Origin of the sequence: Mameliella sp. LZ-28, from assembly GCF_012274245.1 — a bacterium.
In the GTDB taxonomy this organism is placed as follows: domain Bacteria; phylum Pseudomonadota; class Alphaproteobacteria; order Rhodobacterales; family Rhodobacteraceae; genus Antarctobacter; species Antarctobacter albus.
The window spans coordinates 90,572-114,454 of record NZ_JAANYX010000001.1; the positions used below are offsets into that span (position 1 = coordinate 90,572).

At 65.4% G+C, this 23,883-nt stretch carries 27 protein-coding genes; 20 read left to right on the top strand and 7 right to left on the bottom strand.

Features of this window, described 5'->3' with window-relative positions; genetic code table 11:
* The first annotated feature begins 55 nt into the window (after positions 1–55).
* Both G9Q80_RS00415 and G9Q80_RS00420 read left to right on the top strand, forming a co-directional pair.
* On the top strand, positions 56–1,519 hold the full coding sequence (locus G9Q80_RS00415; RefSeq protein ID WP_088714022.1) for a leucyl aminopeptidase: 1,464 nt from the start codon (positions 56–58) through the stop codon (positions 1,517–1,519).
* A gap of 130 nt (positions 1,520–1,649) precedes the next feature.
* Positions 1,650–2,108: a DNA polymerase III subunit chi gene (locus G9Q80_RS00420; protein WP_088714021.1), complete on the top strand. Its 459-nt coding sequence runs from the start codon at positions 1,650–1,652 to the stop codon at positions 2,106–2,108.
* A 6-nt stretch (positions 2,109–2,114) separates the two neighbouring features.
* Here G9Q80_RS00420 and G9Q80_RS00425 read toward each other — a convergent pair whose 3' ends face one another.
* From G9Q80_RS00425 to G9Q80_RS00440, 4 genes are all read right to left on the bottom strand, one after another.
* On the bottom strand, positions 2,115–2,696 hold the full coding sequence (locus tag G9Q80_RS00425) for a TIGR02281 family clan AA aspartic protease (RefSeq protein WP_043143469.1): 582 nt from the start codon (positions 2,694–2,696) through the stop codon (positions 2,115–2,117).
* A 58-nt stretch (positions 2,697–2,754) separates the two neighbouring features.
* Entirely contained in the window at positions 2,755–3,375 is a 621-nt protein-coding gene (locus G9Q80_RS00430; protein ID WP_043143471.1) for a MarC family protein, read from the bottom strand.
* Between the two features lie 86 nt (positions 3,376–3,461).
* On the bottom strand, positions 3,462–4,370 hold the full coding sequence (locus G9Q80_RS00435) for a COG3904 family protein (protein ID WP_133066357.1): 909 nt from the start codon (positions 4,368–4,370) through the stop codon (positions 3,462–3,464).
* 108 nt (positions 4,371–4,478) lie between these two features.
* Positions 4,479–6,329, bottom strand: coding sequence for an ABC-F family ATP-binding cassette domain-containing protein (locus G9Q80_RS00440; protein WP_088714019.1), 1,851 nt, complete (start codon positions 6,327–6,329; stop codon positions 4,479–4,481).
* 182 nt (positions 6,330–6,511) lie between these two features.
* Here G9Q80_RS00440 and ndk point away from each other — a divergent pair, with 182 nt between their 5' ends.
* Positions 6,512–6,934 (top strand): nucleoside-diphosphate kinase, encoded by a 423-nt coding sequence (ndk, locus tag G9Q80_RS00445; protein WP_043143476.1) that lies wholly within the window; start codon positions 6,512–6,514, stop codon positions 6,932–6,934.
* 86 nt (positions 6,935–7,020) lie between these two features.
* Here the strand turns inward: ndk and G9Q80_RS00450 are convergent, their stop codons facing one another.
* Genes G9Q80_RS00450 through G9Q80_RS00460 form a run of 3 tightly spaced genes read right to left on the bottom strand, consistent with a single transcriptional unit; the run spans position 7,021 to position 9,333 of the window.
* Positions 7,021–7,353 carry a TfoX/Sxy family protein gene (locus tag G9Q80_RS00450; RefSeq protein ID WP_043143478.1) on the bottom strand — a complete coding sequence of 111 codons (333 nt, stop codon included), beginning with the start codon at positions 7,351–7,353 and terminating at the stop codon, positions 7,021–7,023.
* Positions 7,350–8,150 (bottom strand): isocitrate lyase/PEP mutase family protein, encoded by an 801-nt coding sequence (locus G9Q80_RS00455; protein ID WP_088714018.1) that lies wholly within the window; start codon positions 8,148–8,150, stop codon positions 7,350–7,352. The genes G9Q80_RS00450 and G9Q80_RS00455 overlap by 4 nt, the downstream gene beginning before the upstream one ends.
* On the bottom strand, positions 8,143–9,333 hold the full coding sequence (locus G9Q80_RS00460; protein WP_088714017.1) for a pyridoxal phosphate-dependent aminotransferase: 1,191 nt from the start codon (positions 9,331–9,333) through the stop codon (positions 8,143–8,145). Before G9Q80_RS00460 ends, G9Q80_RS00455 begins: the two co-directional genes overlap by 8 nt.
* A gap of 265 nt (positions 9,334–9,598) precedes the next feature.
* Between G9Q80_RS00460 and G9Q80_RS00465 the strand changes: the two genes are divergently transcribed.
* From G9Q80_RS00465 to G9Q80_RS00545, 17 genes are all read left to right on the top strand, one after another.
* Positions 9,599–9,973: a hypothetical protein gene (locus G9Q80_RS00465; protein WP_043143483.1), complete on the top strand. Its 375-nt coding sequence runs from the start codon at positions 9,599–9,601 to the stop codon at positions 9,971–9,973.
* Positions 9,974–9,992: 19 nt separating this feature from the next.
* The gene (locus G9Q80_RS00470; protein WP_232788135.1) at positions 9,993–11,252 is read left to right on the top strand and encodes a DNA-packaging protein; all 1,260 of its coding nucleotides are present in this window, start codon (positions 9,993–9,995) and stop codon (positions 11,250–11,252) included.
* Positions 11,253–11,611: 359 nt separating this feature from the next.
* Positions 11,612–12,811, top strand: coding sequence for a phage portal protein (locus G9Q80_RS00475; RefSeq protein ID WP_043143488.1), 1,200 nt, complete (start codon positions 11,612–11,614; stop codon positions 12,809–12,811).
* Positions 12,804–13,031: a GTA head formation protein, RCAP_rcc01685 family gene (locus tag G9Q80_RS00480; protein WP_082024671.1), complete on the top strand. Its 228-nt coding sequence runs from the start codon at positions 12,804–12,806 to the stop codon at positions 13,029–13,031. Before G9Q80_RS00475 ends, G9Q80_RS00480 begins: the two co-directional genes overlap by 8 nt.
* A gap of 34 nt (positions 13,032–13,065) precedes the next feature.
* Positions 13,066–13,605 carry an HK97 family phage prohead protease gene (locus G9Q80_RS00485; RefSeq protein WP_088714015.1) on the top strand — a complete coding sequence of 180 codons (540 nt, stop codon included), beginning with the start codon at positions 13,066–13,068 and terminating at the stop codon, positions 13,603–13,605.
* Positions 13,606–13,670: 65 nt separating this feature from the next.
* Complete coding sequence (locus G9Q80_RS00490) at positions 13,671–14,852, top strand: phage major capsid protein (RefSeq protein WP_088714014.1); 1,182 nt, start codon at positions 13,671–13,673, stop codon at positions 14,850–14,852.
* A 156-nt stretch (positions 14,853–15,008) separates the two neighbouring features.
* Positions 15,009–15,602 carry a head-tail connector protein gene (locus G9Q80_RS00495; RefSeq protein WP_088714013.1) on the top strand — a complete coding sequence of 198 codons (594 nt, stop codon included), beginning with the start codon at positions 15,009–15,011 and terminating at the stop codon, positions 15,600–15,602.
* Positions 15,599–15,934: a head-tail adaptor protein gene (locus G9Q80_RS00500; protein ID WP_043143497.1), complete on the top strand. Its 336-nt coding sequence runs from the start codon at positions 15,599–15,601 to the stop codon at positions 15,932–15,934. Before G9Q80_RS00495 ends, G9Q80_RS00500 begins: the two co-directional genes overlap by 4 nt.
* Entirely contained in the window at positions 15,931–16,347 is a 417-nt protein-coding gene (locus G9Q80_RS00505) for a DUF3168 domain-containing protein (RefSeq protein WP_088714012.1), read from the top strand. Before G9Q80_RS00500 ends, G9Q80_RS00505 begins: the two co-directional genes overlap by 4 nt.
* Positions 16,348–16,393: 46 nt before the next feature.
* Positions 16,394–16,801 (top strand): phage major tail protein, TP901-1 family, encoded by a 408-nt coding sequence (locus tag G9Q80_RS00510; RefSeq protein ID WP_088714011.1) that lies wholly within the window; start codon positions 16,394–16,396, stop codon positions 16,799–16,801.
* Positions 16,802–16,804: 3 nt separating this feature from the next.
* Positions 16,805–17,137, top strand: coding sequence for a gene transfer agent family protein (locus G9Q80_RS00515; RefSeq protein ID WP_088714010.1), 333 nt, complete (start codon positions 16,805–16,807; stop codon positions 17,135–17,137).
* The gene (locus tag G9Q80_RS00520; RefSeq protein ID WP_074620839.1) at positions 17,124–17,324 is read left to right on the top strand and encodes a rcc01693 family protein; all 201 of its coding nucleotides are present in this window, start codon (positions 17,124–17,126) and stop codon (positions 17,322–17,324) included. Before G9Q80_RS00515 ends, G9Q80_RS00520 begins: the two co-directional genes overlap by 14 nt.
* The gene (locus G9Q80_RS00525) at positions 17,321–17,971 is read left to right on the top strand and encodes an RcGTA-type gene transfer agent tail tape measure protein (RefSeq protein WP_043143506.1); all 651 of its coding nucleotides are present in this window, start codon (positions 17,321–17,323) and stop codon (positions 17,969–17,971) included. Before G9Q80_RS00520 ends, G9Q80_RS00525 begins: the two co-directional genes overlap by 4 nt.
* A 10-nt stretch (positions 17,972–17,981) precedes the next feature.
* Positions 17,982–18,614 carry a DUF2460 domain-containing protein gene (locus G9Q80_RS00530; protein ID WP_088714159.1) on the top strand — a complete coding sequence of 211 codons (633 nt, stop codon included), beginning with the start codon at positions 17,982–17,984 and terminating at the stop codon, positions 18,612–18,614.
* Complete coding sequence (locus tag G9Q80_RS00535; RefSeq protein ID WP_088714009.1) at positions 18,614–19,498, top strand: phage/gene transfer agent baseplate hub protein; 885 nt, start codon at positions 18,614–18,616, stop codon at positions 19,496–19,498. The genes G9Q80_RS00530 and G9Q80_RS00535 overlap by 1 nt, the downstream gene beginning before the upstream one ends.
* Entirely contained in the window at positions 19,495–19,929 is a 435-nt protein-coding gene (locus tag G9Q80_RS00540) for an NlpC/P60 family protein (protein ID WP_088714008.1), read from the top strand. Before G9Q80_RS00535 ends, G9Q80_RS00540 begins: the two co-directional genes overlap by 4 nt.
* Positions 19,929–23,864, top strand: a complete 3,936-nt coding sequence (locus G9Q80_RS00545; RefSeq protein WP_088714007.1) for a baseplate multidomain protein megatron — start codon at positions 19,929–19,931, stop codon at positions 23,862–23,864. The genes G9Q80_RS00540 and G9Q80_RS00545 overlap by 1 nt, the downstream gene beginning before the upstream one ends.
* Positions 23,865–23,883: the final 19 nt, after the last annotated feature.

Below are 23,883 nucleotides of genomic sequence, written 5' to 3' on the forward strand. Positions count from 1 at the left end.
GGGGCGGGCGGCGTTACCTCTCGTGGGCGGAACTCAGCTCAGGAGAAAACGACCCATGACCGATCTGCGCGCGATCAGCTTTGCCGAAGTGGCCCTGGACGGGCTTGAGCAGGCGGAGGGCCGTCTTGCCGTCCTCGTCACGCCCGAGGGCACGCTCAGCCCCGGCGCGCGGCGCCTGAACCGCCTGACCAAGGGGGCCCTGGGGCGCGCGGTCGAAAGCGAAGCCTGGGGCAAGCTCTCTGCCGGCGAGGCGTTGAGCCTGGCCTGGCCCGCGGGTCTGTCCGCCGAAGGGGTCGAGATCGTCAAGCTGGCCCGCCGCCCCTCGGTGGCGGAGGCGCGCAAGGCCGGGGCCACGATGGCCAGGGCCGCAGGCAAGTCGGCGCTGACCGCGCTGGTCGAGGTCACGCGCCTGCCCGAGGAGATCGCCCTCGGCCTGGCGCTGCGCGGCTATGCCTTCACCGCGCGCAAGGCCGCCCCCGCCGAGACACCCGCCGCTGCGGTCATCATGGTCAAGGCCCCCGACGAGGCCGAGGCCGCCCATGCCGCCGCCCGCGCCGTGGCCGAGGGCATCGCCTTTACCCGCGACCTGGTCTCGGAACCGGCCAACGTGCTGACCACCATCGAATTCGCCGCCCGGCTGGAGGCCCTGCGCGAGATCGGGCTGGAGGTCGAGGTGCTGGAGGAAGACCAGCTTGAAAAGCTGGGAATGGGGGCACTGCTGGGGGTCGGCATGGGGTCGGCCATGCCCTCCAAGGTCGTGACCATGCGCTGGAAAGGGGCCGAGGGCGCGCCGCTGGCCCTGATCGGCAAGGGCGTCGTCTTTGATACCGGCGGCATCAGCCTCAAGCCCGCGCAGGGCATGGAGGACATGACGATGGACATGGGCGGTGCGGGCACCGTCTCGGGCGTGATGAAGGCGCTGGCCCTGCGCAAGGCCAAGGCGCATGTGGTCGGCATGGTCGGCCTGGTCGAGAACATGCCCTCGCACATGGCACAGCGCCCCGGCGACATCGTCACCTCGATGAAGGGCGACACGATCGAGGTCATCAACACCGATGCCGAGGGCCGGCTGGTGCTGGCGGACGTGATGTGGCACGCGCAGGAGGCGGAAAAACCCGCCGCGATGATCGACCTGGCCACGCTGACCGGTGCCTGCATTGTCGCGCTGGGTCACGAGAATGCCGGTGTCTTCTCCAATGACGACGGGCTGGCGGGCGATTTCCTCAAGGCCGCGCAGGCCGAGGGCGAAGGCGCTTGGCGCCTGCCGCTGGGCCAGGCCTATGACGACATGCTGAAAAGCCAGAAGGCCGACATCAAGAACGTCGGCGGCCGCCCGGCGGGCGCGATCACCGCGGCCCAGTTCCTGCAGCGATTCGTCCAGGAGGGCACGCCCTGGATCCATCTCGACATCGCGGGCGTGGCGCAGGTCAGCAAGGACACCGACCTGTCGCCCAAGGGCGCAACCGGCTGGGGCGTGATGGCGCTGGACCGCCTGGTACGCGACCGTTTCGAGGGCTGAGGATGTGGCGCGCCGGTCGCCGTGTGGCGGGCGTGCCCCTTCTTTGGTTTGACAAATACCTCGGGGGAGTCTGCCCTTGGCAGACGGGGGCAGCGCCCCCATCCCCCGGTCCGCAACCCGGAGCACCCGCATGGGAGAGGCGTTCTTCTACCACCTGACCCGCCGCCCGCTGGAGGCGGTTCTGCCGGACCTGCTGGAGAAATCCCTGGCCCGGGGCTGGCGTGTTTCCGTGCGCGGCACGCAGGCACAAAGGATGGACTGGCTGGATCAGAAGCTCTGGTTGGGTCCGGAAGAGGGGTTCCTGCCGCATGGGCTGGCCGGTGGTCCGCATGACGCGGATCAGCCGGTGCTGCTGACGCTGGATGCAAAATCCGCCAATGACCCCGGCTGCCTGATGTGCATCGATGGCGCAGAGGCGACGCCGGAAGAGGTCACGGCCCTGGACCGGGTCTGTGTTCTTTTCGACGGCCACGACGGCGCAGCGCTGGACCGCGCGCGCGACCAGTGGCGCAGCCTGACCGGCGCGGGCTGCAAGGCGCAGTACTGGTCCGAGGAATCCGGCCGTTGGGAAAAGAAGGCCGAGAGCTGAGCGTGATTAGCGCTGCAGGACCAGCTTGCCGCCGGTGATCTGCAGGCTGGCGAAGCGGTCGAGATAGCTCATCCCCAAGAGTGAATTCTGCATCTCGCCGCCGTTCACGTAGGCTGGCACGCGGGTGTCGGTGAAGGGGCCGATGGCGACCTCGTCCAGTGTCACGCGCGCCGTGCGGACCACGCCGTTTGCGGTCATGGCCTCGGTCAGGAAATGCAGGTTCTGGTCGTCGATGCCCGCGCGCCGCGCCGCGTCGCGTGTCAGCACCATCGAGGTGGCGCCGGTATCGACGACGAAACGCACCGGCGTGCCGTTCACCTGCAGGTTGACGTAATAATGTCCGTCGGGCGCGCGCGGCAGTTCGATCCGCCCCTCGCTGGCAGTGACCATCTGTTGTGGCTGCACGGTCTGGCGAATGTCCTGCCAGAGGCCATAGATCGCAACGACGCCGACAAAGATAAGCGCCCATGCGGCCATGTATTGCAGCGACTTGTTCAGGTTGTTCCGGTTCTGCACAAAGAACCAGCCCGCGATCACGCTGCCCAGCAGCACGAGGTAGATGAGATTGCCGATCTGGTCGCCCGACATGGCTGGCCTCCGATGGTCTGCCCCTGAAAGATAGGCATTCCGCGCCCGAGGTACAGGGTCAGACCGGGGCGAGCCCGAAATTGCGCAGCCCGTCCAGCACGAATTGTACCGACAGCGCGGCCAGAAGCATCCCCAGCAGACGCGTGACCACGTTGATCCCGATCCGGCCGAGCGCGCGCTCTATCATGCCCGCGGTCAGGAACAGCAACAGCACCAACAGCAGGACCGCGGCCATGACACCCAGCACGCCGGCCATTGCCAGCGCATCCTCTGCCGCGCCGGCCAGCAGGATCATCGAGGCGATGGCCCCCGGACCGGCGATCAGCGGAATGGCGAGGGGAAAGACCGAAGGGTCGGGGAATTCCTCCTCGTCGGCCTTGTCCTCGCGCCGCTTGGTGCGGCGTTCGAACAGCATGTCCAGCGCGGTGATGAACAGCAGGATACCGCCCGCGATGCGGAAGGCAGGCATGGAAATCCCGATGAAGCCCAGCACCGCCTCGCCGAAGAAGGCAAACAGCGTCAGCAGGCCAAAGGCGATGATGCAGGCCCGGTAGGCCACCGCGCGCCGGTGCCGCGCATCCGCGCCCTGCGTCAGCGCGATGAACATCGGCGTCAGCCCGATCGGGTCGATCACCACGAAGACGGTGAAGAAGGCGCTGATGAGAAAGGCAGTGTCCATGACCTTCGGGCTATCGGCTCATTGTGCCCAAGTCCAGCGTCATGGTCTTTGGCCGCCGTGGCTGTTGCGCCGGGGGTGTGGGCTGTTCAAGGAGCGAGATCCGATAAAGGCATGTCGTGCGCGTAGAAATTGAGGTCCGCGAAGTCGTAGATATGATACTGCCAGATCGTTTCCTTGCCGCCTTTTTCAAATGTGCAATTCAGCCCCCCGGCCAATGTGACCTTCGTGCCATCAACGTGCGCCCCGGCGATTTCGGCCTCGTAGGCCTCCTGCGTCCGGAACTCGTTCCACCCATAAAAGTTGGCACAGGCATACTTCAACGCGGCTTCGTCTGGCGAGACGGGCGACCGGACAGGCCCGACCTCGACCTTGAAGCGGATAGCTCTCTTGACTGTGTCGATGTAGAACATGCTGCCATGCGGCGTCGCGATCATCGCGGAGAAAAGATCGGGATCGAAATAGACGGCGTAGCTGGGGCCGCTGCTCATCAGCCGCCGGCTGAATTCCGCCAAGGTCTGCAGGGCAACGTCATAGGCCCGTGTGACGTTCGCCTCGTCGTATTGCCCCTTGGTCACTTCCAGCCGGGGGGCGTGCAGGCCGAGCCGCGCGGTCGGGTGCATCGTGCGCCAGGGGTGATGGCCGAGTTGCCAGCTTTCGTCATCCGGGTTTCCGAATTCCACCTCGTCGGCGATATAGGTTCCCGACATGAAAATGATCGAGCAGGCGCTTTCGCAAGTGGTGCCGGCCTCCAGCCGGGTGCCGATCCCAACTTGCCGTATGTATTCGCCGATGGCGATGCCTTCGAGGAAAGAGCCGCCGGGACTGTCGAGGCAGACGACCACCTGCGGGTCGGTCGGCAGTGCCTTGAACGCGTCGAGGTCGCCCTTTGCCACCTGCCCATCGAAGCGATGGGTGCAGCCCGGACGCGGTGAGGGGTGGCGATCATCATAGGGGAGCGGCCCGACAGCCGAAAGCGTGCCCGAAAAAAGTGGCAATGGCAGAAAAAGGCAGATGGCGAGAAGGGGAAAGAGGCGCATGACATTGGTCTTGGGGACAATGGACTACGCGCAGGTTCGGGAATCCTGCCCCGGCTGTCAACGCGCCTATGCGCTTTCCGCCGTATCCAGTTTTTCCAGCGCCTTTTCCCAGAGTCCCTCGGCCTTGTGCAGCCCGTCCATGACCTCGGCGTATTTCTTGTTCCAGGTCTCCAGCTCACCCAGGCGGCTGTCCTCGTAGAGAGAGGGGTCGGCCAGCTTTTTCGCCAGCTTTTCGCGCATGTCCTCCAGCTTGCCCACGCGGTCCTCGCATTTGCGGACCTCGGCGCGCAGGTCGAGGATCTGGTCGCGCGAGGGGCGTTTGGGCTTTTCGACGGGTTTGGCCGGTTTCGCGGGCGCATCGCGCGACAAGAGCATGGCGCGATAGGCGTCGAGATCGTCCTCGTAGGGTTTCACCGTGCCGTCGCCCACCAGCCACAGCCGGTCGGCCACCATCGACAAGAGGTGCATGTCGTGGCTGACCAGGATCACCGCGCCGGAATAGGCGGTCAGCGCCTCGACCAGTGCCTCGCGCGATTCAATGTCGAGGTGGTTGGTCGGTTCGTCCAGGATCAGCAGGTGTGGCGCGTCGAGCGTTGCCAGGAGCAGCGACAGGCGCGCCTTCTGGCCGCCTGACAGCCGCCCGACCGCTGTTTCCGCCTGCGCGGCCATCAGGCCGAAGCTGGCCAGTTGGGCGCGGAGTTTCGCCGGCGGCGTGCCGGGACGTTCCCGTTGCAGGTGCTGGATCGGCGTTTCGTCCAGATGCAGTTCATCCACCTGGTGCTGGGCAAAGTACCCGATGCGCAGCTTGGACGAGCGGCTCATATGGCCGTCCATCAGCGGGAGGCGGTCGGAGAGGAGCTTCGACAGGGTCGATTTGCCCTGGCCGTTCTTGCCCAGGAGCGCGATCCGGTCGTCCTGGTCGATGCGCAGGTTCAGGCGGCTCAGCACCGGCTTGCCGTCATAGCCGGTCACGCCGCCCTCGATGTTGATGATCGGGGGCGAAAGCTCATCGGGCTGGGCAAAGGTGAAGACCCGCTTGGCGGCCTCCTCGGGCGCGGTGATCATGTCCATGCGTTCGATCATCTTGAGGCGGGACTGGGCCTGTTTCGCCTTCGAGGCCTTGGCACGGAAACGGTCGACGAAGCTTTGCAGGTGGGCGCGGCGCTGGTCCTGCTTTTTTGCCATCGCGGCGGCCTGGGCGCGTTTTTCGGCGCGCAGCTTGGCAAAGCCATCGTAGGGCGTGCCGTAGTAGGTCAGCTTGCGGTCCTCGAGGTGCAGGATGCTGCCCACGGCGCGGTTCAGCAGACCCCGGTCGTGGGAAATCACGATGACCGTGTGCGGGTATCTTGCCAGGTAGGATTCGAGCCAGAGCGCGCCTTCGAGATCGAGGTAGTTCGTCGGTTCGTCGAGCAGCAGCAGGTCGGGCTGGGCGAACAGAACACCGGCCAGCGCCACGCGCATCCGCCAACCGCCCGAAAAGGCAGAGCAGGGCTGTTTCTGCTGCGCGTCGTCAAAGCCCAACCCGCGCAGGATGGTCGAGGCGCGGGCTTCGGCGCTCCATGCGTCGATGTCGGCCAGCCGGGTCTGCACCTCTGCGATGCGGTGCGCGTCGGTGGCGGTTTCCGCCTCGGCCATCAGGGCGGCGCGTTCTGTATCCGCTTCCAGCACCGTGTCGATCAGCGAGGTCTCGGACGAGGGGACCTCCTGGCTGACGCCGCCGATGCGGGCGCGCGAGGGCAGGGAGATTTCGCCGTTGTCGAGCGTCAGTTCCCCCCGGATCAGGCGAAAGAGCGTTGTCTTGCCCGCACCGTTGGGACCGACGAGGCCGACCTTGTGGCCCTCGGGTATGGTGGCGGAGGCGTCCTCGAAGAGCGGGCGGCCCTCGACGGAATAGGCGATGGAGTCGATCCTGAGCATGGCGGGGCTGTAGCAGAGGCTGCGGGAAGGGGCCAGAGCCCGTCTTGGGGAGGGCTGTGCAAGGCCGCTCTCCGCCTTGGCGACAGATCCATGACAGGGCTTTTCAAGATGCGGGGGGCGTGCTAGGCGCCAGCGCAGAATTCGGCCGGGCGAACCGGCCCCGAACCGCGAGGAAGACAGACATGGCCACCGAACGCACCCTTTCGATCATCAAACCCGACGCCACCAAGCGCAACCTGACCGGCAAGATCAACGCCAAGTTCGAAGATGCGGGCCTGCGCATCATCGCGCAGAAGCGCATCCAGCTGACCAAGGCGCAGGCCGGCCAGTTCTACGCCGTGCACGCCGAGCGTCCCTTCTACGACGAACTGTGCGAATTCATGGCCTCCGAGCCGGTTGTCGTTCAGGTTCTGGAAGGCGAAGGCGCCATCCTGAAGAACCGCGAAGTCATGGGCGCGACCAACCCCGCCGATGCGGCACCGGGCACCATCCGCGCCGAGTTCGCGGAATCCGTGGGTGAAAACTCGGTCCACGGCTCCGACGCGCCGGAAACCGCCAAGGAAGAGATCGCCTTCTTCTTCTCGGGTCTCGAACTGGTCGGCTAAGCCGTCATCGAGCTCTGAAATGCGATGCCGTCTCCGGGGCTCCGGGGGCGGCATTTTTTCGTTCGGATGTCGCGGGCGCTGCGGGATCAGCGGCGTTCGATCACGCCGATCTCGTTCAGGATGCGGTCGAGTGCGGTTTGCGGTGTGGCGGTCGTCTGTGCCTTGAGCGCGTCGAACTGGACGCGCAGGGCGTCCTTTTCCGCGCCCTTGCAGTCGTTCCAGGGGCGGCCCTGAAGGGCCATGTGCAGGACGTAGTAGCCGATGAAATGCGGACGTTCGCCAGAGACCAGCAGCTTGCGGTAGGCCTCATGCGCGCCGAGTGCGCGCAGGGTTTCGGCGTCGGGGATGCCCGCAGCGGTGCAGGCCCTTTCGAAGGCGGGGCCGAGATTGCGGATGGTGCTGATTGCCGTGCCGCTCATGTCAGCATGGGATTGACGGTGGCAAAGGGCAGGGCGTCGGCCAGCGGATCGAACTGACCCTTGGTGAACATCGCCTGTCCGGCGTCGTGGATCGTGCGCCAAGTGGTACGGGCCAGCGCCGAGCCGAGCGAAAGGCGCGCCACGCCCAGGGCGGCGAACTCTGCGCGGGAGAATTGCGCGAAGGGGCCGGACACCAGCGCGTTGAAGGGCAGGCCGGTGGCCTTGACCAGCCGCCCGAGCGCCTCCATCGAGGGCGGACCGGGGACATAGACGGCGTCAGCGCCCGCGGCCTCGAAAGCCTGGATGCGGCGCGTGGCCTCTGCCTCGTCATAGTGGCCCGTCAGGAGGCCGTCGGCGCGGGCCACCAACATGAAATCGCGGGGCAGGGCGCGTGCGGCGGATGCGGCGGCGTGGATGCGCTCTGCTGCAAGCGGCGCGTCATATGGCGCGTCATCCGGCAGGGCCGTGTCCTCGATGCAGATGCCCGCAAGGCCGGCCTCGGCGGCAAGGCGCACGGTTTCGGCGCAGGTTTCTGGCGCCTCGCCAAAACCGTTCTCGAAATCGCCGGACACGGGGACATTGACGGCGGCCACGAGGTCCTGCGCGTGGGCCAGCGCCTCGTCCCGGGTGAGCGTGCCCATGTCCGGTCGTCCGAGGGTAAAGGCATGGGCGGCAGAGGAGGTGGCGATGGCCTGCGCCCCCAGGGCCACCAGCATCTTGGCGGACCCCGCGTCCCAGGCATTCGCAAGAATGAAGGGATCGCCGGGGCGGTGCATCTGTCGGAAGCTGTCAGGCATGGGCGCGGGCCTTGGTTTCGGCAAAGCTGCACAGCGTGTGCAGCGCCTCTGCCAGGCGGTCATCGGCCACGGTCAGCGCCACGCGGACATGCCCGGCGGCGGACTTGCCGAAGCTGTCCCCCGGCATGACCGCGATGCGGTGATCGTCCAGCAGAGCCTCGGCAAAGTCGCGGCCCGAGAGACCCGTCGCACGGATGTCGAGCATGAGGTACATGGCGCCCTGCGCGGGGATGGCCTTGACCGTGTTCTGCCCCTCGATCACCGACAGGGCGAGGTCGCGGCGGCGGCGGAAGGGTTCGGCGATCTGTTGTTCGAGTTCGGCGCCCTGTTCCAGCGCAAAGAGCGCGCCGTCCTGGATGTAGCCGGGCACGCCGTAGGTGGTGGCGGTGGCAAGGTCGATGAGCCGGTCGATGGCCTCTGTCGGGCCGACGAGCCAGCCGGCGCGGGACCCTGTCATGGCGTGGCTTTTCGACATGGAACCGACAATCAGCGTGCGGTCCACCATGCCCGGAAGGCTGCGCGGGCTGACGTGGGCGCCTTGCCAGACCTGGGTGTCGTAGACCTCGTCCGAGATCAGCCAGAGGTCGTTGTCCGTGCAGGCCTGGGCGATCTCTTTGAGCGTTTCCTGGGGGTAGACCATGCCGGTGGGATTGTTGGGCGTGTTGACCAGCAGGCTTTTGGCGTTTGTGTCGCGGGCGGCGGCCTGGATGGCCTCGCCGCGCGGCAGAAACGCGTCGGCGGCCCGCGTGGCAACGGGCACCGCGCGGCCGGAGGCGGCGCGGATCGTGCCGGGGTAGGTGGCGTAATAGGGGTCGATGTAGAGCGCGGCATCTCCGGGCGTCAGCACGGCCATGTGCGCCGCGAAGAGCGCCGCCTGCCCGCCGGGAGTGATGAGCACATTGTCGGGCGTGGTGGGCACGCCGGTGCGCCGGGTGATGCGGCTGGCCACCGCCTCGCGCAGGGCGGAGACGCCGGGGACCATCGCGTAACCCGTGTGGCCGCCGCGGGCGGCGTCATGAATCGCCTGCAGGATCGCGGGATCGGTGCCGATGTCATGTTCACCGATGGTCAGTTCGGTCACAGGCTCGCCCGCGGCGACGAGCGCGCGGGCGCGGTAGAACACCTCCCAGCCGTCGGAGCCGCCTTCGTTGAGCGTGGTGATACGGGAAGAGAGCTGGGGCATGTTGTTGTCCTTTCGTGGAAATGTCTTGCCAGAGCCGTCACGGCGCGGCAAGCCGCTTCTCCCGGCGTTAATTCCGGGTTCATAATCGTAAATGAAATCAATTGTTTGCGACCGCTCCCCCGATTGACCCAGCGCGCGGTCGACCGTATGGTTTCAGACATGCTGGACGAGGTACGGCAGGCGGCCCCCGGGGGAACCCCTTGGGGCCGTTTTTCGTGCCCTGCCACCCAGGAGGGGCAACCTACAGGCAAAAAAGGTGTCGAGCATGAGCAGTGCAGAGCAGAACCAAGAAGAACCGCGCATCGTCATCATCGCCAGCGAGCGGTGCGAGCGACTGCGCAGGCAGCGTGACCGGGCAACGGCCACGATCGCGGAGCTCGTCGATCAGATCGGCGAACTGCAGGACAGGGCGAAAAGAGGGGATATCGCGAAGAAGTCCGAGGCGAGCAGCGCCCTGGGCGAGTTGAGGTACTGGCTGCGCGCAGCCCGGGAAACGGAGTTGGAACTTGAAGAGATCATCCGAAAGGAAGAGGGAATCAGCGACGTCTACGGACTCGACCTCGAGGCGGCCCGACTTGCGGTCGGGTGCCGCCTGGATAGCCTCCGGGCCTGCTGTGTTGAAGGACAGGTTCCTGGATGAAATGACCGAGGGGGAGCGCATGGCGCTCCCCTACCTGTTTGAGTTCTGGGCCCATGCGCACCAGCTGCCGCCGGAAGGCGACTGGCGCAGCTGGGTGATCCTGGGCGGGCGCGGCGCGGGCAAGACCCGCGCCGGGTCGGAATGGGTGCGGGCGCAGGTCGAGGGGGCCAAGCCGCTGGACAAGGGCCGGTGCAGGCGCATCGCGCTGATCGGCGAGACTTACGACCAGGTGCGCGAGGTGATGATCTATGGCGACAGCGGGATCATGAATTGCACGCCGCCGGACCGGAAACCGAAATACGTCTCGACCCGGCGGACGCTGGTCTGGCCCAACGGGGCCGAGGCGATGGTGTTTTCGGCACAGGACCCGGAGGCGCTGCGCGGGCCGCAGTTCGATGGCGCCTGGGCGGATGAATTCGCCAAGTGGAAGAAGGCACAGGATGTCTGGGACATGTTGCAGTTCGGGTTGCGGCTGGGCGAGGCGCCCCGGGTTTGCGTGACGACGACGCCGCGCAACGTGGGGGTGCTGAAGGCGTTGCTGGAGCTGCCCTCGACCGTATCGACCCACGCCCGGACCGAGGCCAACCAGGCGCACCTGGCCGAGACATTCCTGGAGGAGGTGCGGACTCGTTACGAGGGGCAGTCGCTGGGCTTGCAGGAGCTGGACGGTGTGTTGCTGGACCAGGTGGATGGCGCGCTCTGGACGCGGGAGATGCTGGATGGCGCGCGCGCCGGGCGGCTGCCCGACATGGACCGGGTCGTGGTGGCGGTGGATCCGCCGGCGGGGGCAGGGGCGCGGGCCGATGCCTGCGGGATCGTCGTGGCCGGGCTGGTCGACAGCGATGATCCGCGCGCGCGGCGGGCCTATGTGCTGGAGGACGCTTCTGTCCAGGGATTGTCACCCGTCGGCTGGGCGACGGCAGCCATCGAGGCGGCGGCCCGCTGGCAGGCCGACCGGGTTGTGGCCGAGGTCAACCAGGGCGGCGCGATGGTGGAGGCCACCTTGCGCCAGGTCGATCCCTATGTCGCCTACAAGGCGGTGCATGCCTCGCAGGGGAAATCGCTGAGGGCCGAGCCGGTGGCGGCGCTGTACGAGCAGGGGCGAGTGAAGCACGCGGTCGGGCTGGCAGAGCTGGAGGCGCAGATGTGCATGATGACGCCGGAAGGCTACCTGGGGTCGGGCAGTCCGGACCGGGTGGATGCACTGGTCTGGGCGCTGAGCGAGCTGATGCTGGGTATTCGTCCGGTGAAGCGTGCGCCGCAGGTGCGGGTGTTGTGACCCTGGCGGCGGGGCGAATCCTCCCCCTGGAGTGTGGCATGCGGATGCATTGATCCGCGTCCGGCGGAATTTGGGCCTGTCGGAGCGAGGGGCCAGCCCCTCGCGCTCCCCGGAGGTATTTTCCGCCCAAAGAAACATGGGGGCGACGAGCATGTTGCGGTGTTGCGCATCGTCCGGACGGTGGTGTGACGCGGCCTTAAGGCGGTTTTCCTAGATTGCCTCAAGAGACGCGGAGGTGGGCAGCCTCCGGGCCAGTTCAGAAGACGGAACAGACCGGTAGCGCGCGGATCGGCGGTTCGCGCGGACGGGACGGGTGCGGGCCGCGGGGCGCGCCGCCCTGGGAAAAGGAGCGACTTGGCATGGTATTCGATTTTCTGCGGCGGGGCGGACAGGGTGACGAGGTGCAGGGTGCGCCCCAGGCCAAGGCCTCGGCGACGGGGCGCCTGGTGGCGCATCTGAACGGGGGGCGCGTGGCCTGGAGCCCGCGCGATACCGTTTCGCTGACCAAGCAGGCCTTTGCCGGCAACCCGGTAGGGTTTCGCGCGGTCAAGCTGATCGCCGAGGCGGCGGCGGCGCTGCCGCTGGTCCTGCAGGACAATGCGACGCGATTTGCCGAGCATCCGATCCTCAAACTGGTGGCCGCACCGAACCCGGCCCAGGGGCGGGCCGAGCTGTTCGAGGCGCTCTATGGTCAGCTGCTGCTGTCCGGAGACGGCTATGTCGAGGCGGTGGCGGGCGAAAGCGGGCTGCCCTTTGAGCTGCACGTGTTGCGCAGCGACCGGATGAGCGTGGTGCCCGGTGCCGACGGCTGGCCGGTGGCCTATGAATACGCGGTTGGTGGGCGCAAGCACCGCTTTGGCGTGACGGGGCCGGTCTCGCCGATCTGCCATGTGAAGGCCTTTCATCCGCAGGACGATCACTATGGCTTGTCACCCTTGCAGGCGGCGGCGCAGGCGGTGGATGTGCACAATGCGGCCTCGCGCTGGTCGAAGGGGTTGCTGGACAATGCGGCGCGGCCCTCGGGTGCGATCGTCTGGACGGGATCGGACGGGCAGGGCCACCTGAGCCCGGAACAGTTCGAGCGCCTGCAATCCGAGATGGAGATGCACCACCAGGGCGCACGCAATGCCGGGCGGCCGATGCTTCTGGAAGGCGGACTGGACTGGAAGCCGATGGGTTTTTCGCCCTCGGACATGGAGTTCCAGAAGACCAAGGAAGCGGCGGCGCGCGAGATCGCCGTGGCCTTTGGCGTGCCGCCCATGATGCTGGGGATCCCGGGCGAGGCGACCTATGCCAACTACGCCGAGGCGCACCGGGCCTTCTATCGCCAGACGGTTCTGCCGCTGGCCACCAAGGTTGCGGCAAGTGTTGGGCGCTGGCTGTCGTCCTGGAGCGGCGAGGACGTGGTCCTGGCGCCCGACCTGGATCAGGTGCCGGCGCTGGCGACCGAGCGCGATGCGCAGTGGAACCGGGTGGCGCAGGCAGATTTCCTGACCCGCGCCGAAAAGCGCCGGATGCTGGGCCTGCCCGCCGAGGCGGAGGAGGACATCAGTGACTGACCTGCGTTCGCGACACGAGGCTTTTGCCTGTGCGCCGGGATTGCGCCTGGAGGCGCATGAACGGGTGAGCAAGTTGCAGTTCGATGCGCTGACGGACCGTTTCGAACGGTTGGAGGCCTTGATCGAGCGGTTGGAGCGGCGGCTGTGGCTGACGGTCTACGGGGTAGCGGGGGCGATCCTTGCGGATCTGTTCCAGGGCTTTCTGAACGCGGCGCCCTGAGAGGCCGAACCGCGAACCTAGCAGAGGGATCGAGATGGAACTTGAGCACAAATTCTGCCGCTTCGACGCGGATGTGACCGTCGAGGGGCGTGACATCGAGGGCTATGCCTCGTTGTTCGGCGCCTGCGACCAGGGCGGCGACGTGGTGGCCAGGGGGGCCTATGCACGGTCGCTGAAACGGCTGGCGGGCGAAGGGCGCGCGGTCAAGATGTTGTGGCAGCACGACCCGGCCCAGCCCATCGGTATCTGGCAGGAGGTGCGTGAGGATGAGCGCGGTCTCTACGTCAAGGGGCGCCTGCTGGACAGCGTTGAACGTGGCCGCGAGGCGGCGGCGCTGATCGCGGCGGGCGCCATCGACGGGTTGTCGATCGGCTATCGCACGCTGAAGGCCACGAAGAATGACAAGGGCCATCGGGTCCTGACGGAACTGGAGCTTTGGGAAGTGTCGCTGGTGACCTTTCCGATGCTGCCCAGTGCGCGGGTCGCGTCCAAGGGGGAGACCCCCGACGACATCGCCCTGCGCGATCTGGCGGAGGCCCTTGAGGGCATGCGCCGCAACCTGGCGGGCGGCTGACGCGCGTCACTCACGACACTGCCCTCGAGCAGCAGAGCGGCAGGGCAATCACGAAGGAACGAAGGATGAGCGACACCGGGACCAAGTCTCGGACCGGGGAAGATCTGTCTCCGGTCGCCCGGGTGAGTGCCGCGATGGCGGGACTGATCGGGGACTACAAGGCCCTGCAGGCCGACCTTGAAGAGAAGCTTCAGAAACAGGAAGAGCGACTGACCATGCTGGATCACAAGACCGCGAAAGCGAACCGTCCGGCGCTTTCGACCCGTACCGAGGTCGAGGCCCCCCACCTGAAGGCGTTCGACGCCTACCTGCGCACCGGCGACGACGATGCCCTGCGCGGCCTTGAGCTGGAAGGCAAGGCCATGTCCACCGCGATCAACTCGGACGGCGGGTTCCTGGTGGATCCCGAGACCGCGCAGACCATCAAGTCCAAGCTGGACTCCAAGGTCTCGATCCGTGCGATTTCCAGCGTGGTGAATGTCGAGGCCTCGTCCTTTGACGTGCTGATCGACCAGAACGACACCGGCGCCGGCTGGGCCAACGAGACCTCGTCGACCGCCGAGACCGGGACCCCCACGATCGAGCGGATCTCGATCCCGCTCTACGAGTTGAACGCGATGCCCAAGGTGTCGCAGCGCTTGCTGGACGACAGCGCCTTCGACGTTGAAAGCTGGCTTGCGGCGCGGATCGCGGACAAGTTCGTGCGGGCCGAGGCGGCGGCCTTCGTCAACGGCGACGGTATCGACAAGCCGACCGGCTTTCTGACCCATCCGACGGTCGAGAACGACAGCTGGACCTGGGGCAACCTGGGGTACAAGGCATCGGGGTCGGCGAGCGACCTGGGCAATGGCGATGTGCTGATCGACGTGACCTATGCGCTGGATTCGCGCTATCGCGCCAATGCGAGCTTCGTGATGAACTCGAAGACCGCCGCGGCGATCCGCAAGCTCAAGGACAATGACGGGCGTCACCTGTGGAACGACGGGCTTGCTGCCGGTGAACCTGCCCGCCTGCTGGGTTATCCTGTCCTGATCGTCGAGGACATGCCCGATGTCGAGGCCGACGCTTACCCGATCGCCTTTGGTGACTTCGGGGCCGGCTATACCGTTGCCGAGCGTCCGGACCTGCGTGTGTTGCGCGACCCCTTCAGCGCCAAGCCGCACGTCCTGTTCTATGCCACCAAGCGCGTGGGCGGCGATGTGAGCGATTTCGCGGCCATCAAGCTGCTGCGCGTCGCGGTCAGCTGAGCCAGGCCATGAGATGGGGGGCGGGCCCTTGGGCCCGTCTCTCTGGGGCGCGCGCCTGTTCATGTTGTCCAGCTACCCCTCCGCCCGTGCAACCTGGGCGGCGCGCGCCCAACCGCCTGGCGGACTAGGGATGGTCGAGGATTTCGGAGAAGAAGCATGATGTTGGTGGAAGAAACCCAGGTGCCGGAGGCGGCGCTTCCGATTGGTGCCTTGAAGGACCATCTGCTGCTGGGCAGCGGTTTTACCGAGAGCGATTTGCAGGATCCGGTTCTGATCTCGTTCCTGCGTGCGGCCTTGGCCGCCATCGAAGGACGGACGAGCAAGGCGCTGATCAGCCGGGGTTTTCTGATGACGCTGGATCGCTGGGCATCCTGTGAGGGACAGCGGTTGCCGGTGGCGCCGGTACAGGCGGTCACGGAGGTGACAGTTGTCGATGCCTACGGTTCGGCAACCACCATCGATCCTGGTGCCTACCGGCTGCAGAAGGATGCCTTTGAGCCGAGGCTTCGGCCCACCGGGACAAGTCTTCCGGGTGTTCCCACGGGCGGATCGGTGGAGATCCGTTTCGACGCGGGATACGGGGCGACGTTCGACGCAGTGCCGGCGGACCTGAGACAGGCGGTCCTGATGTTGGCAGCGCACTACTACGAGTATCGCAGCGACACGGCGCTGAGCCAGGGATGCATGCCCTTTGGCGTGACGAGCCTGATAGCCCGCTACCGTCCGGTACGCATGGGGCTGGGCGCATGAGCCGCAGGGTAAACAGGCGCTTGGTTCTGGAGGCGCCGCAGCGTGTCGGCGATGGAGCCGGCGGGTTCGAGGAAACCTGGACCGCGCTGGGCACGCTCTGGGCCGAGGTCAAGCCTCGGACCGGGCGGCTGGCCCGGGGCGAGACCGGTGAGATTTCCATCGGCGGGTTCAAGATCACGGTGCGTGGCGCACCGCAGGGGCATTCCGATCGTCCTGGGCCAGGACAACGATTCCGCATGGGCACGCGGCTGTTCCGGATCGAGTCGGTGACCGAGCAGGAGCCTTCGGGTCTCTACCTGATTTGCGAATGCCAGGAGGAGCTTTCGGCATGAGTTACGCGGTTGCGAGCGCCCTGCAGGCCTCTGTCTTTACCCGTCTTCAGGGAGACGCGGCGCTGAGTGCGCTGGTGGGGGCCGACATCTACGATGCGCTGCCCACGGGCAACTTGCCACCGATTTATGTCGCGCTGGGTCCTGAGACGGCGAGGGACGCGGGAGACCAAAGCGGGTCGGGAGCCTGGCACAGGTTCGTCGTCTCGGTGGTGACATCCAAGTCGGGCTTTCAGACCGCCAAAGATGCAGCGGCGGCGATCAGCGATGCACTGCACGGTGCCGACCTGATGCTGGCCCGGGGCCGCCTGGTCGGCCTGTGGTTCGAGAAGGCAAAGGCAAAGCGCGAGAGCCGTGGCTTGCGGTGCATCGACCTGACCTTTCGCGCTCGGGTCGAGGACGCCAGTGCGCCGTGAAGGCGCAGCCGGGGATGAATGAAAACTTTTTGCAGGAGTGAAAGCAATGGCGGCACAGAACGGGAAAGACCTGCTGATCAAGGTCGACGTGAGCGGCACTTTCGAAACGCTGGCGGGACTGCGCGCGACGCGCATCAGTTTCAACGCCGAGCAGGTGGATGTGACCACATTGGAAAGCACCGGGGGCTGGCGGGAACTGCTGGCGGGTGCCGGTGTGAAATCGGCCAATCTGAGCGGGTCGGGCGTGTTCAAGGATGGGGCCACGGACGAACGCGCGCGCCAGATCTTCTTTGACGGTGTAACACCGGCCTTCCAGGTGATCATCCCGGATTTCGGCACGGTCGAAGGCCCCTTCCAGGTGACGTCGATCGAGTATGCCGGGGCACATGACGGCGAGGCGACCTATGAACTGGCGCTGGCCTCGGCGGGCGCGCTCAGCTTCACGGCGGCGTAAGTCATGGGCAATCCGTGGCGAGGGGACGTGGTGCTGGTCATCGAAGGCCAGAGCCACGTGATGCGGCTGACGTTGGGTGCGTTGGCGGAACTGGAAGCCGGGCTGGCAAGCGGATCGCTCGTCGACCTGGTGCAGCGTTTCGAAACGGGAGGGTTCAGCACGCGTGACGTGCTGGCGTTGATCGTGGCGGGCTTGCGCGGCGGGGGCTGGACCGGGCAGGCCTCGGATCTTCTGTCCGCAGAGATCGAAGGAGGTCCGATGGCTGCGGCGCGCGCGGCGGCCGAGTTGTTGGCACGCGCCTTCATGCTGCCGGAGACCAGTGATGGCGGGGTTTGATTGGCCGACCCTCATGCGCGCGGGGATGAAGGGTCTTGGCCTCAAACCCTGGGAGTTCTGGGCGCTGACGCCCGCAGAGCTGCAACTGATGCTGGGCGAGGGAGACGGCACGAAACCAATGGGACGGACACGGTTGACGGAACTGATGTCGGCCTTTCCCGACGAAATGCGAGGTGACGGAACATGATCGAGGATCTTGATGACCAGGTCGAGGCGCTGGAGACCTCTTTGGGAGGCGCCATCGGGATGGCGGCGCAATTTGATGCCGAATTGAAACGCATTCATGAGACCTTTTCCGCGACCAGCCGAGGAGCCACGAAGTTGGAAGCGACGTTGAGCCGGGGGGTGGCCAGGGCCATCGACGGGGTCGTTCTGGATGGCATGAAATTGTCCGACGCGCTCCGTACGGTCGCGCAATCCATGATCGACGCAGCCTGGAAGGCGGCCGTGACACCGGTCGCCAACCATGTCGGTGGGCTATTGTCGTCTGCTGTATCGGGCGTGTTTGGCGGCTTTTCGCCCTTTGCCGACGGCGCAGGATTCTCGCAGGGCCGGGTGATGCCCTTTGCCAATGGCGGCGTTGTCGCCAGCCCGACCTATTTCCCGATGCGCGGCGGCACCGGGCTGATGGGCGAAGCAGGTCCTGAAGCGATCATGCCGCTGACCCGGGGCGCCGATGGCAAGCTAGGTGTGCGTGCCGAGGGTGGCGGCCAAGGGCCGGTGACGGTGGTCATGAATATTTCCACGCCGGATGTGGCGGGATTCCAGCGCAGCCAGAGTCAGATCGCAGCCCGCATGGGGCAGGCGCTGAGCCGTGGCGCGCGCAACCGCTGAGGGGGACGAAATGAGCTTTCACGAGGTGAGATTTCCGACTGACCTGAGCTTTGGCTCGGTCGGAGGACCGGAGCGACGCACGGATATCGTGACGCTGACGTCCGGCTATGAAGAGCGCAACACACCCTGGGCGCATTCCCGCAGACGCTACGACGCGGGGCTTGGCTTGCGGTCACTTGATGATTTGGCCGAACTGATCGCCTTTTTCGAAGCGCGGCAGGGGCAGCTATACGGGTTTCGCTGGAAGGATTGGGCGGATTTCAAATCCTGCGCGCCCTCTGCTGTGCCCGCGTCTTCTGATCAGGTGATCGGAACAGGTGATGGCGCGCGCGTCGGGTTTCAGTTGTCAAAGACGTACGCGTCAGGTGGCGCAAGCTATGTTCGGCCAGTGAACAAGCCCACAGCCGGGTCTGTCCTGGTCGAAGTCGACGGAATCCCGCTGACCGAAGGGACCGGGTTTTCCGTGGACATCGCCACGGGCATCGTGACCCTGCAAAGCGTGCCGGGTGTCGGTCAGGAGGTTCGGGCCGGGTTCGTCTTTGACGTTCCAGTGCGGTTCGATACGGACCGCATTCACGTCAGCGCGGGTTCCCTCAACGCGGGTCAGGTTCCTGATGTGCCTGTGGTGGAGGTTCGGGTCTGATGGGGGCGGAAGAGCTGCATACACACCTGTCGGGTGGTTTGACGACAGTAGCCCGTGCCTGGGCCGTGACCCGCAAGGATGGCCAGCGTCTAGGGTTCACCGACCATGATCGGGACCTGGCTTTCGACGGGCTGGTGTTCAGGGCCGACAGTGGCATGTCGGCGAGGGCGCTTAGCCAGTCAACCGGACTGTCGGTTGACAATTCCGAGGCAATGGGCGCCTTGAGTGCCAGTGCCATCAGTGAACCGGATATTGCAGCAGGCCGCTATGACGGGGCCGAGGTCGTGGCCTGGCTGGTGAACTGGGCAGATGTTTCTGCGCGGCGGATCATGTTCCGAGGAACCATCGGTGAAGTACGGCGCGGCGATGGTGCATTTCACGCCGAACTTCGCGGATTGACGGAAATGCTGAATCGTCCGGTTGGACGGGTGTATCAAAAGCCCTGCTCGGCAGTGCTGGGAGATGCCCAGTGTGGCTTTGACCTGTCGTCCGGCGGATACGTTCACTCAGGCCCGCTGATTGCCGTTGAGCAAGGCCGCGTGTTCCTGGCAGCGGACCTGTCCGGCTTTGCCATCGGGTGGTTCCAACGTGGCAAACTGGACGTGCTGACCGGTGAGGCCAAAGGGTTAGGGGGCGCGATCAAACGGGACCATCTGCGCAAGGATGGGTCCCGGGCGATAGAGCTTTGGGAGCCCTTGCGGGCGGTGCCTCAGACCGGTGATCAGGTGCGCCTAACGGCGGGATGTGACCGACGCTTTGAAACCTGTCGCCTGAAGTTCGGAAACCACTTGAACTTCAGGGGGTTCCCCGATTTGCCCGAGGAAGACTGGATCACCGTTCATCCCAGCTATGCGAAACGACTGGACGGCGGAAGCCGCAGATGAACCGGGTTGTGGCGGCGGCACGAGGCTGGATCGGCACGCCCTATGTCCATCAGGCCTCTTGCAAGGGGGCGGGGTGCGATTGTCTGGGGTTGTTGCGAGGTGTCTGGCGCGAGGTGATCGGTGAAGAACCCGAAACCGTGCCCGCCTACAGCAAGGACTGGTCTGAACCCGAAGGTGAGGAACGCCTTTGGCGGGCCGGCCTTCGGCACATGGCGGTCAAGCGTCCCGATGATCAGGCCGAAGGGGATGTTCTTCTGTTCCGGATGCGCGACGGGGCGGTGGCCAAGCATCTCGGCCTACAAGCGCAGGTAGGACCGGGGGCAAGTTTCATCCACGCGTACAGCGGACATGGCGTGATTGAGAGCGCCCTGAGCGCGCCCTGGGCGCGGCGGGTCGTGGCCCGCTTTGCCCTTCCTTTGGAGATAGAGTGATGGCGACGATCCTTCTTTCCGCCGCGGGTGCGGCAATCGGCAGTTCCATTGGCGGCTCTGTCCTTGGCCTTTCGATGACAGCGGTTGGTCGATTCATCGGGGCCTCCATCGGTCGTTCCCTGGACCAGCGTCTGCTGGGGACCGGGTCAGAGGCGGTGGAGACTGGCAAGATCGACCGGTTTCGCCTGACCGGCGCCGGAGAGGGGGCGCCCATTGCGCAGGTCTATGGGCGTATGCGTGTTGGCGGACACGTGATCTGGGCGACCGAGTTCAAGGAGCGCGTCCGTGAATCCGGTGGTTCCGGAAAGGGGGCACCTCCCCAGCCCACAATTCGGGAATTCAGCTACTCTGTGAGCCTGGCCCTGGCGCTCTGCGAAGGTCAGATCACCTCGGTCAACAGGGTCTGGGCGGATGGCGCCGAGATCGCCGTGGATGACCTGAATATGCGGGTTTACGCCGGGACACAGAGTCAGCTGCCTGATCCCAAGATCGAGGCGGTCGAGGGCACAGGGCAGGTGCCCGCTTATCGCGGCACGGCTTACGTGGTCATTGAGGACCTGCGGCTGGAACGCTTTGGCAACCGCGTTCCTCAATTCAGTTTCGAAGTCACGCGCCCGGAATTGTCGACGGGGGAGCTTCCCGATCTGGTTCGGGGCGTCGCCATGATCCCCGGCACTGGTGAATACGCCCTCGCCACCGATCCGATCTATATGCGGCATGCTGCGAGCGCGCAGGACAACCCGTTTGGTATTGGTGCGAAGGGCAAGGCCGTCGCCAATGTCAACTCGCCTTCCGAAGCGCCAGATTTCAACACATCAATCAAACAACTGGGCGACGAGGCACCGAATTGCGGTGCCGCCTCACTGATCGTGAGCTGGTTCGGGGATGACTTGCGCTGCGGCAGTTGCACTATTCGCCCCAAGATCGAGCAGACCGAGCATGAGGCAAAGTCCATGCCCTGGTCAGTCGCGGGGATAGATCGGAGCTTGGCAGAGATCGTGCCCCAAAGCGATGGGCGGCCGGTTTACGGAGGTACGCCGACCGATGCCTCCGTGATTCAGGCAATCCAAAAAATGCAGGCTGAGGGCCTCGGGGTCATGTACTATCCCTTTGTCCTGATGGATCAGATGCCCGGGAATGATCTGCCAGACCCCTGGACAGGGACGGTGGAACAGGCCGCTTTGCCCTGGCGTGGTCGAATCACGCTGAGTGCGGCGCCCGGACAACCCGGGTCTCCGGACGGGACTGCTGCGGCTGATGCGGAGATTGCCGCCTTCTTTGGTACGGCTTCTGCCAGCGACTTCTCGGTGAATGGGGGGGCGGTTGGCTACTCTGGTCCGCAGGAATGGGGCTATCGACGCTTTATCCTGCACCAGGCGGCGCTTTGTGCGGCGGCCGGGGGGGTGGAAGCGTTCTGCATTGGCTCCGAGATGCGCGGTCTGACCCAGATCCGTGGCGCTACAGGATTTGCTGCGGTGGCCGCGCTGAAGGATCTTGCGACCGAGTGCCGGGCCTTGCTGGGCTCTTCCACCATGATCGGCTACGCGGCGGATTGGACAGAGTATTTCGGGTATCAGCCGAATGATGGCTCTGGCGACCTCTACTTTCACCTGGACCCTCTCTGGTCCGATGCCGAGATAGATTTCGTCGGGATCGACAACTACATGCCACTTTCCGACTGGCGTGATGGACAAGAGCACGCAGACGCAGGGTGGGGGAGCATCTACAATCAGGACTATCTGCGCGCCAATATCGAGGGCGGTGAAGGGTACGATTGGTTCTATGCCTCCGAGGCAGACCGGGACGCGCAAGTGCGCACACCGATCAGCGACGGGGCGCATGGCGAACCCTGGGTCTGGCGCTACAAGGACCTTCGCAACTGGTGGAGCAATCCGCACCATGAACGAATTGCCGGCGTAAGGCAGCCCACTGCGACCGCCTGGCAGCCGGAATCCAAACCGATCTGGTTCACCGAACTGGGGTGTGCGGCAATCGACAAGGGGACGAACCAACCCAACAAGTTTTTCGACCCGAAATCCTCGGAATCAAACCTGCCGCATTTTTCCAACGGTTTGCGGGATGATGCGATCCAACAGCAATACCTGAAGGCACAACTTGGCTATTGGGGGGAGGCCGGGAACAACCCCGTGTCGTTCGTCTATGGCGGGCAGATGCTGGATCTTGAGCGCTGTTTCGTCTGGGCCTGGGATGCGCGGCCCTATCCCTGGTTTCCGGCGGATGAGAAACTTTGGTCGGACGGGCCGAACTATCGGCGAGGGCATTGGCTGAACGGGCGACTGTCCATTCGCAGCCTTGCCTCAGTCGTGCGCGAAATCTGTTCCCGAGTGGGCTTGACGGATGTGGATACGAGCGACCTGCACGGGGTGGTGCGCGGCTATGTCGTGTCCCAGGTCAGTGATGCAAGACGGGCGCTGCAGCCGTTGATGCTGGCGCATGGGTTCGATGCCATAGAGAGGGACGGGAGGCTTGTTTTTCGGATGCGTCGGGGGCTGGGGCCGGTGGACATTCCGCGCGACGTGCTTGCGGTCAGTGACGAGATCGAGGGCGATCTGGCAGAAACGCGTGCAAGTGAGGCCGAAATGGCCGGGCGCGTGCGCGTCCATTTCGTCCTGGCGGATGCGGACCACCAGGTTGCGGCGGAAGAGGCCGTGCTGCCGGATGAGGCCATGCATGCGGTTTCGGAAACCGACATGCCGCTTGCCCTGACACGCGGCGAGGGGCGGCAGACGGCGGAACGCTGGCTGGCAGAGGCGAGGGTCTCACGAGACACCCTGCGCTTTGCCTTGCCTCCGTCGAAACTTGCGCTGGGCGCGGGTGACATCGTTCGATTGCCCTCAGACCGTGGTCCAACCCTGGCGCGGATCGACAAGGTCGAGATCATGGAGCACCAGATCGTAGATGCCGTCCGGATCGAGCTAGACGTATTCCTGCCGTCGGAGATGCCCGAGGAACCGCCCCAGGTCCGACCGTTCACGCCCGCCGTCCCGGTGACGCCGGTGTTCCTGGATGTGCCCCTTATCAGCGGGGATGAAGTGCCGCATGCGCCGCACCTTGCGCTGAGCGCGACACCCTGGTCTGACAGTGTCGCCGTATATGATGCCGCGCAAGACGCGGATTATGGGCTGAACGGCATCGTGGCCGCGCGGTCGGTAATCGGTCTTACCGAAACTGACCTGCCATCGGCTCGGGCAGGAGTGATCGACAACGGGGCGCCGCTTGAAGTGCGGTTGGCCAGTGGAGGCCTGCAATCGATCAGTGATGCGGCCCTACTTGGGGGCGGCAACCTGATGGCCATAGGCGACGGGACACCCGGAAACTGGGAGTTGTTTCAGTTCCGGGATGCCGAGTTGATCTCGGAAGGGCGTTGGCGCCTGTCACACCGTCTGCGCGGACAGGTGGGGAGTGATGGTTTGATGCCAACGTCTTGGCCCGCAGGTTCCTGGGTTGTCCTTCTCGATGGTACCCCGTCACAGATCGCACTCAAGTCCCTGCACAGGGGGCTGGAGCGCCATTACCGGATCGGACCGGCCAGTCAGACCTATGACCATCCGTCCTACGAACATCGTGTGCATGTCTTCGAAGGAAACGGCCTGCGGCCCTACAGACCCGCGCATTTGAACGCGGAACAAACGAACGGCGGCCTGGCTGTCCACTGGATCCGGCGCACTCGGATCGACGGAGATGGATGGGACCGCGCAGAGGTGCCCTTGGGCGAGGACAGCGAGGCTTACCAGGTGCGGGTGCGCCAGGGAGAGACGGTACTTCGGGACGTGACCGTCAACACCCCGGAATGGGCCTACGCGGCGTCAGAGATGGCCGTGGACGGCGCAAGCGGCACCATCACGCTATGCGTGGCCCAGGTTTCGGAACGGTATGGCGCCGGCCCATTTGCGGAACTGCAGGTGACAGTGTGAAACCGGTTCTGCCAGGGGA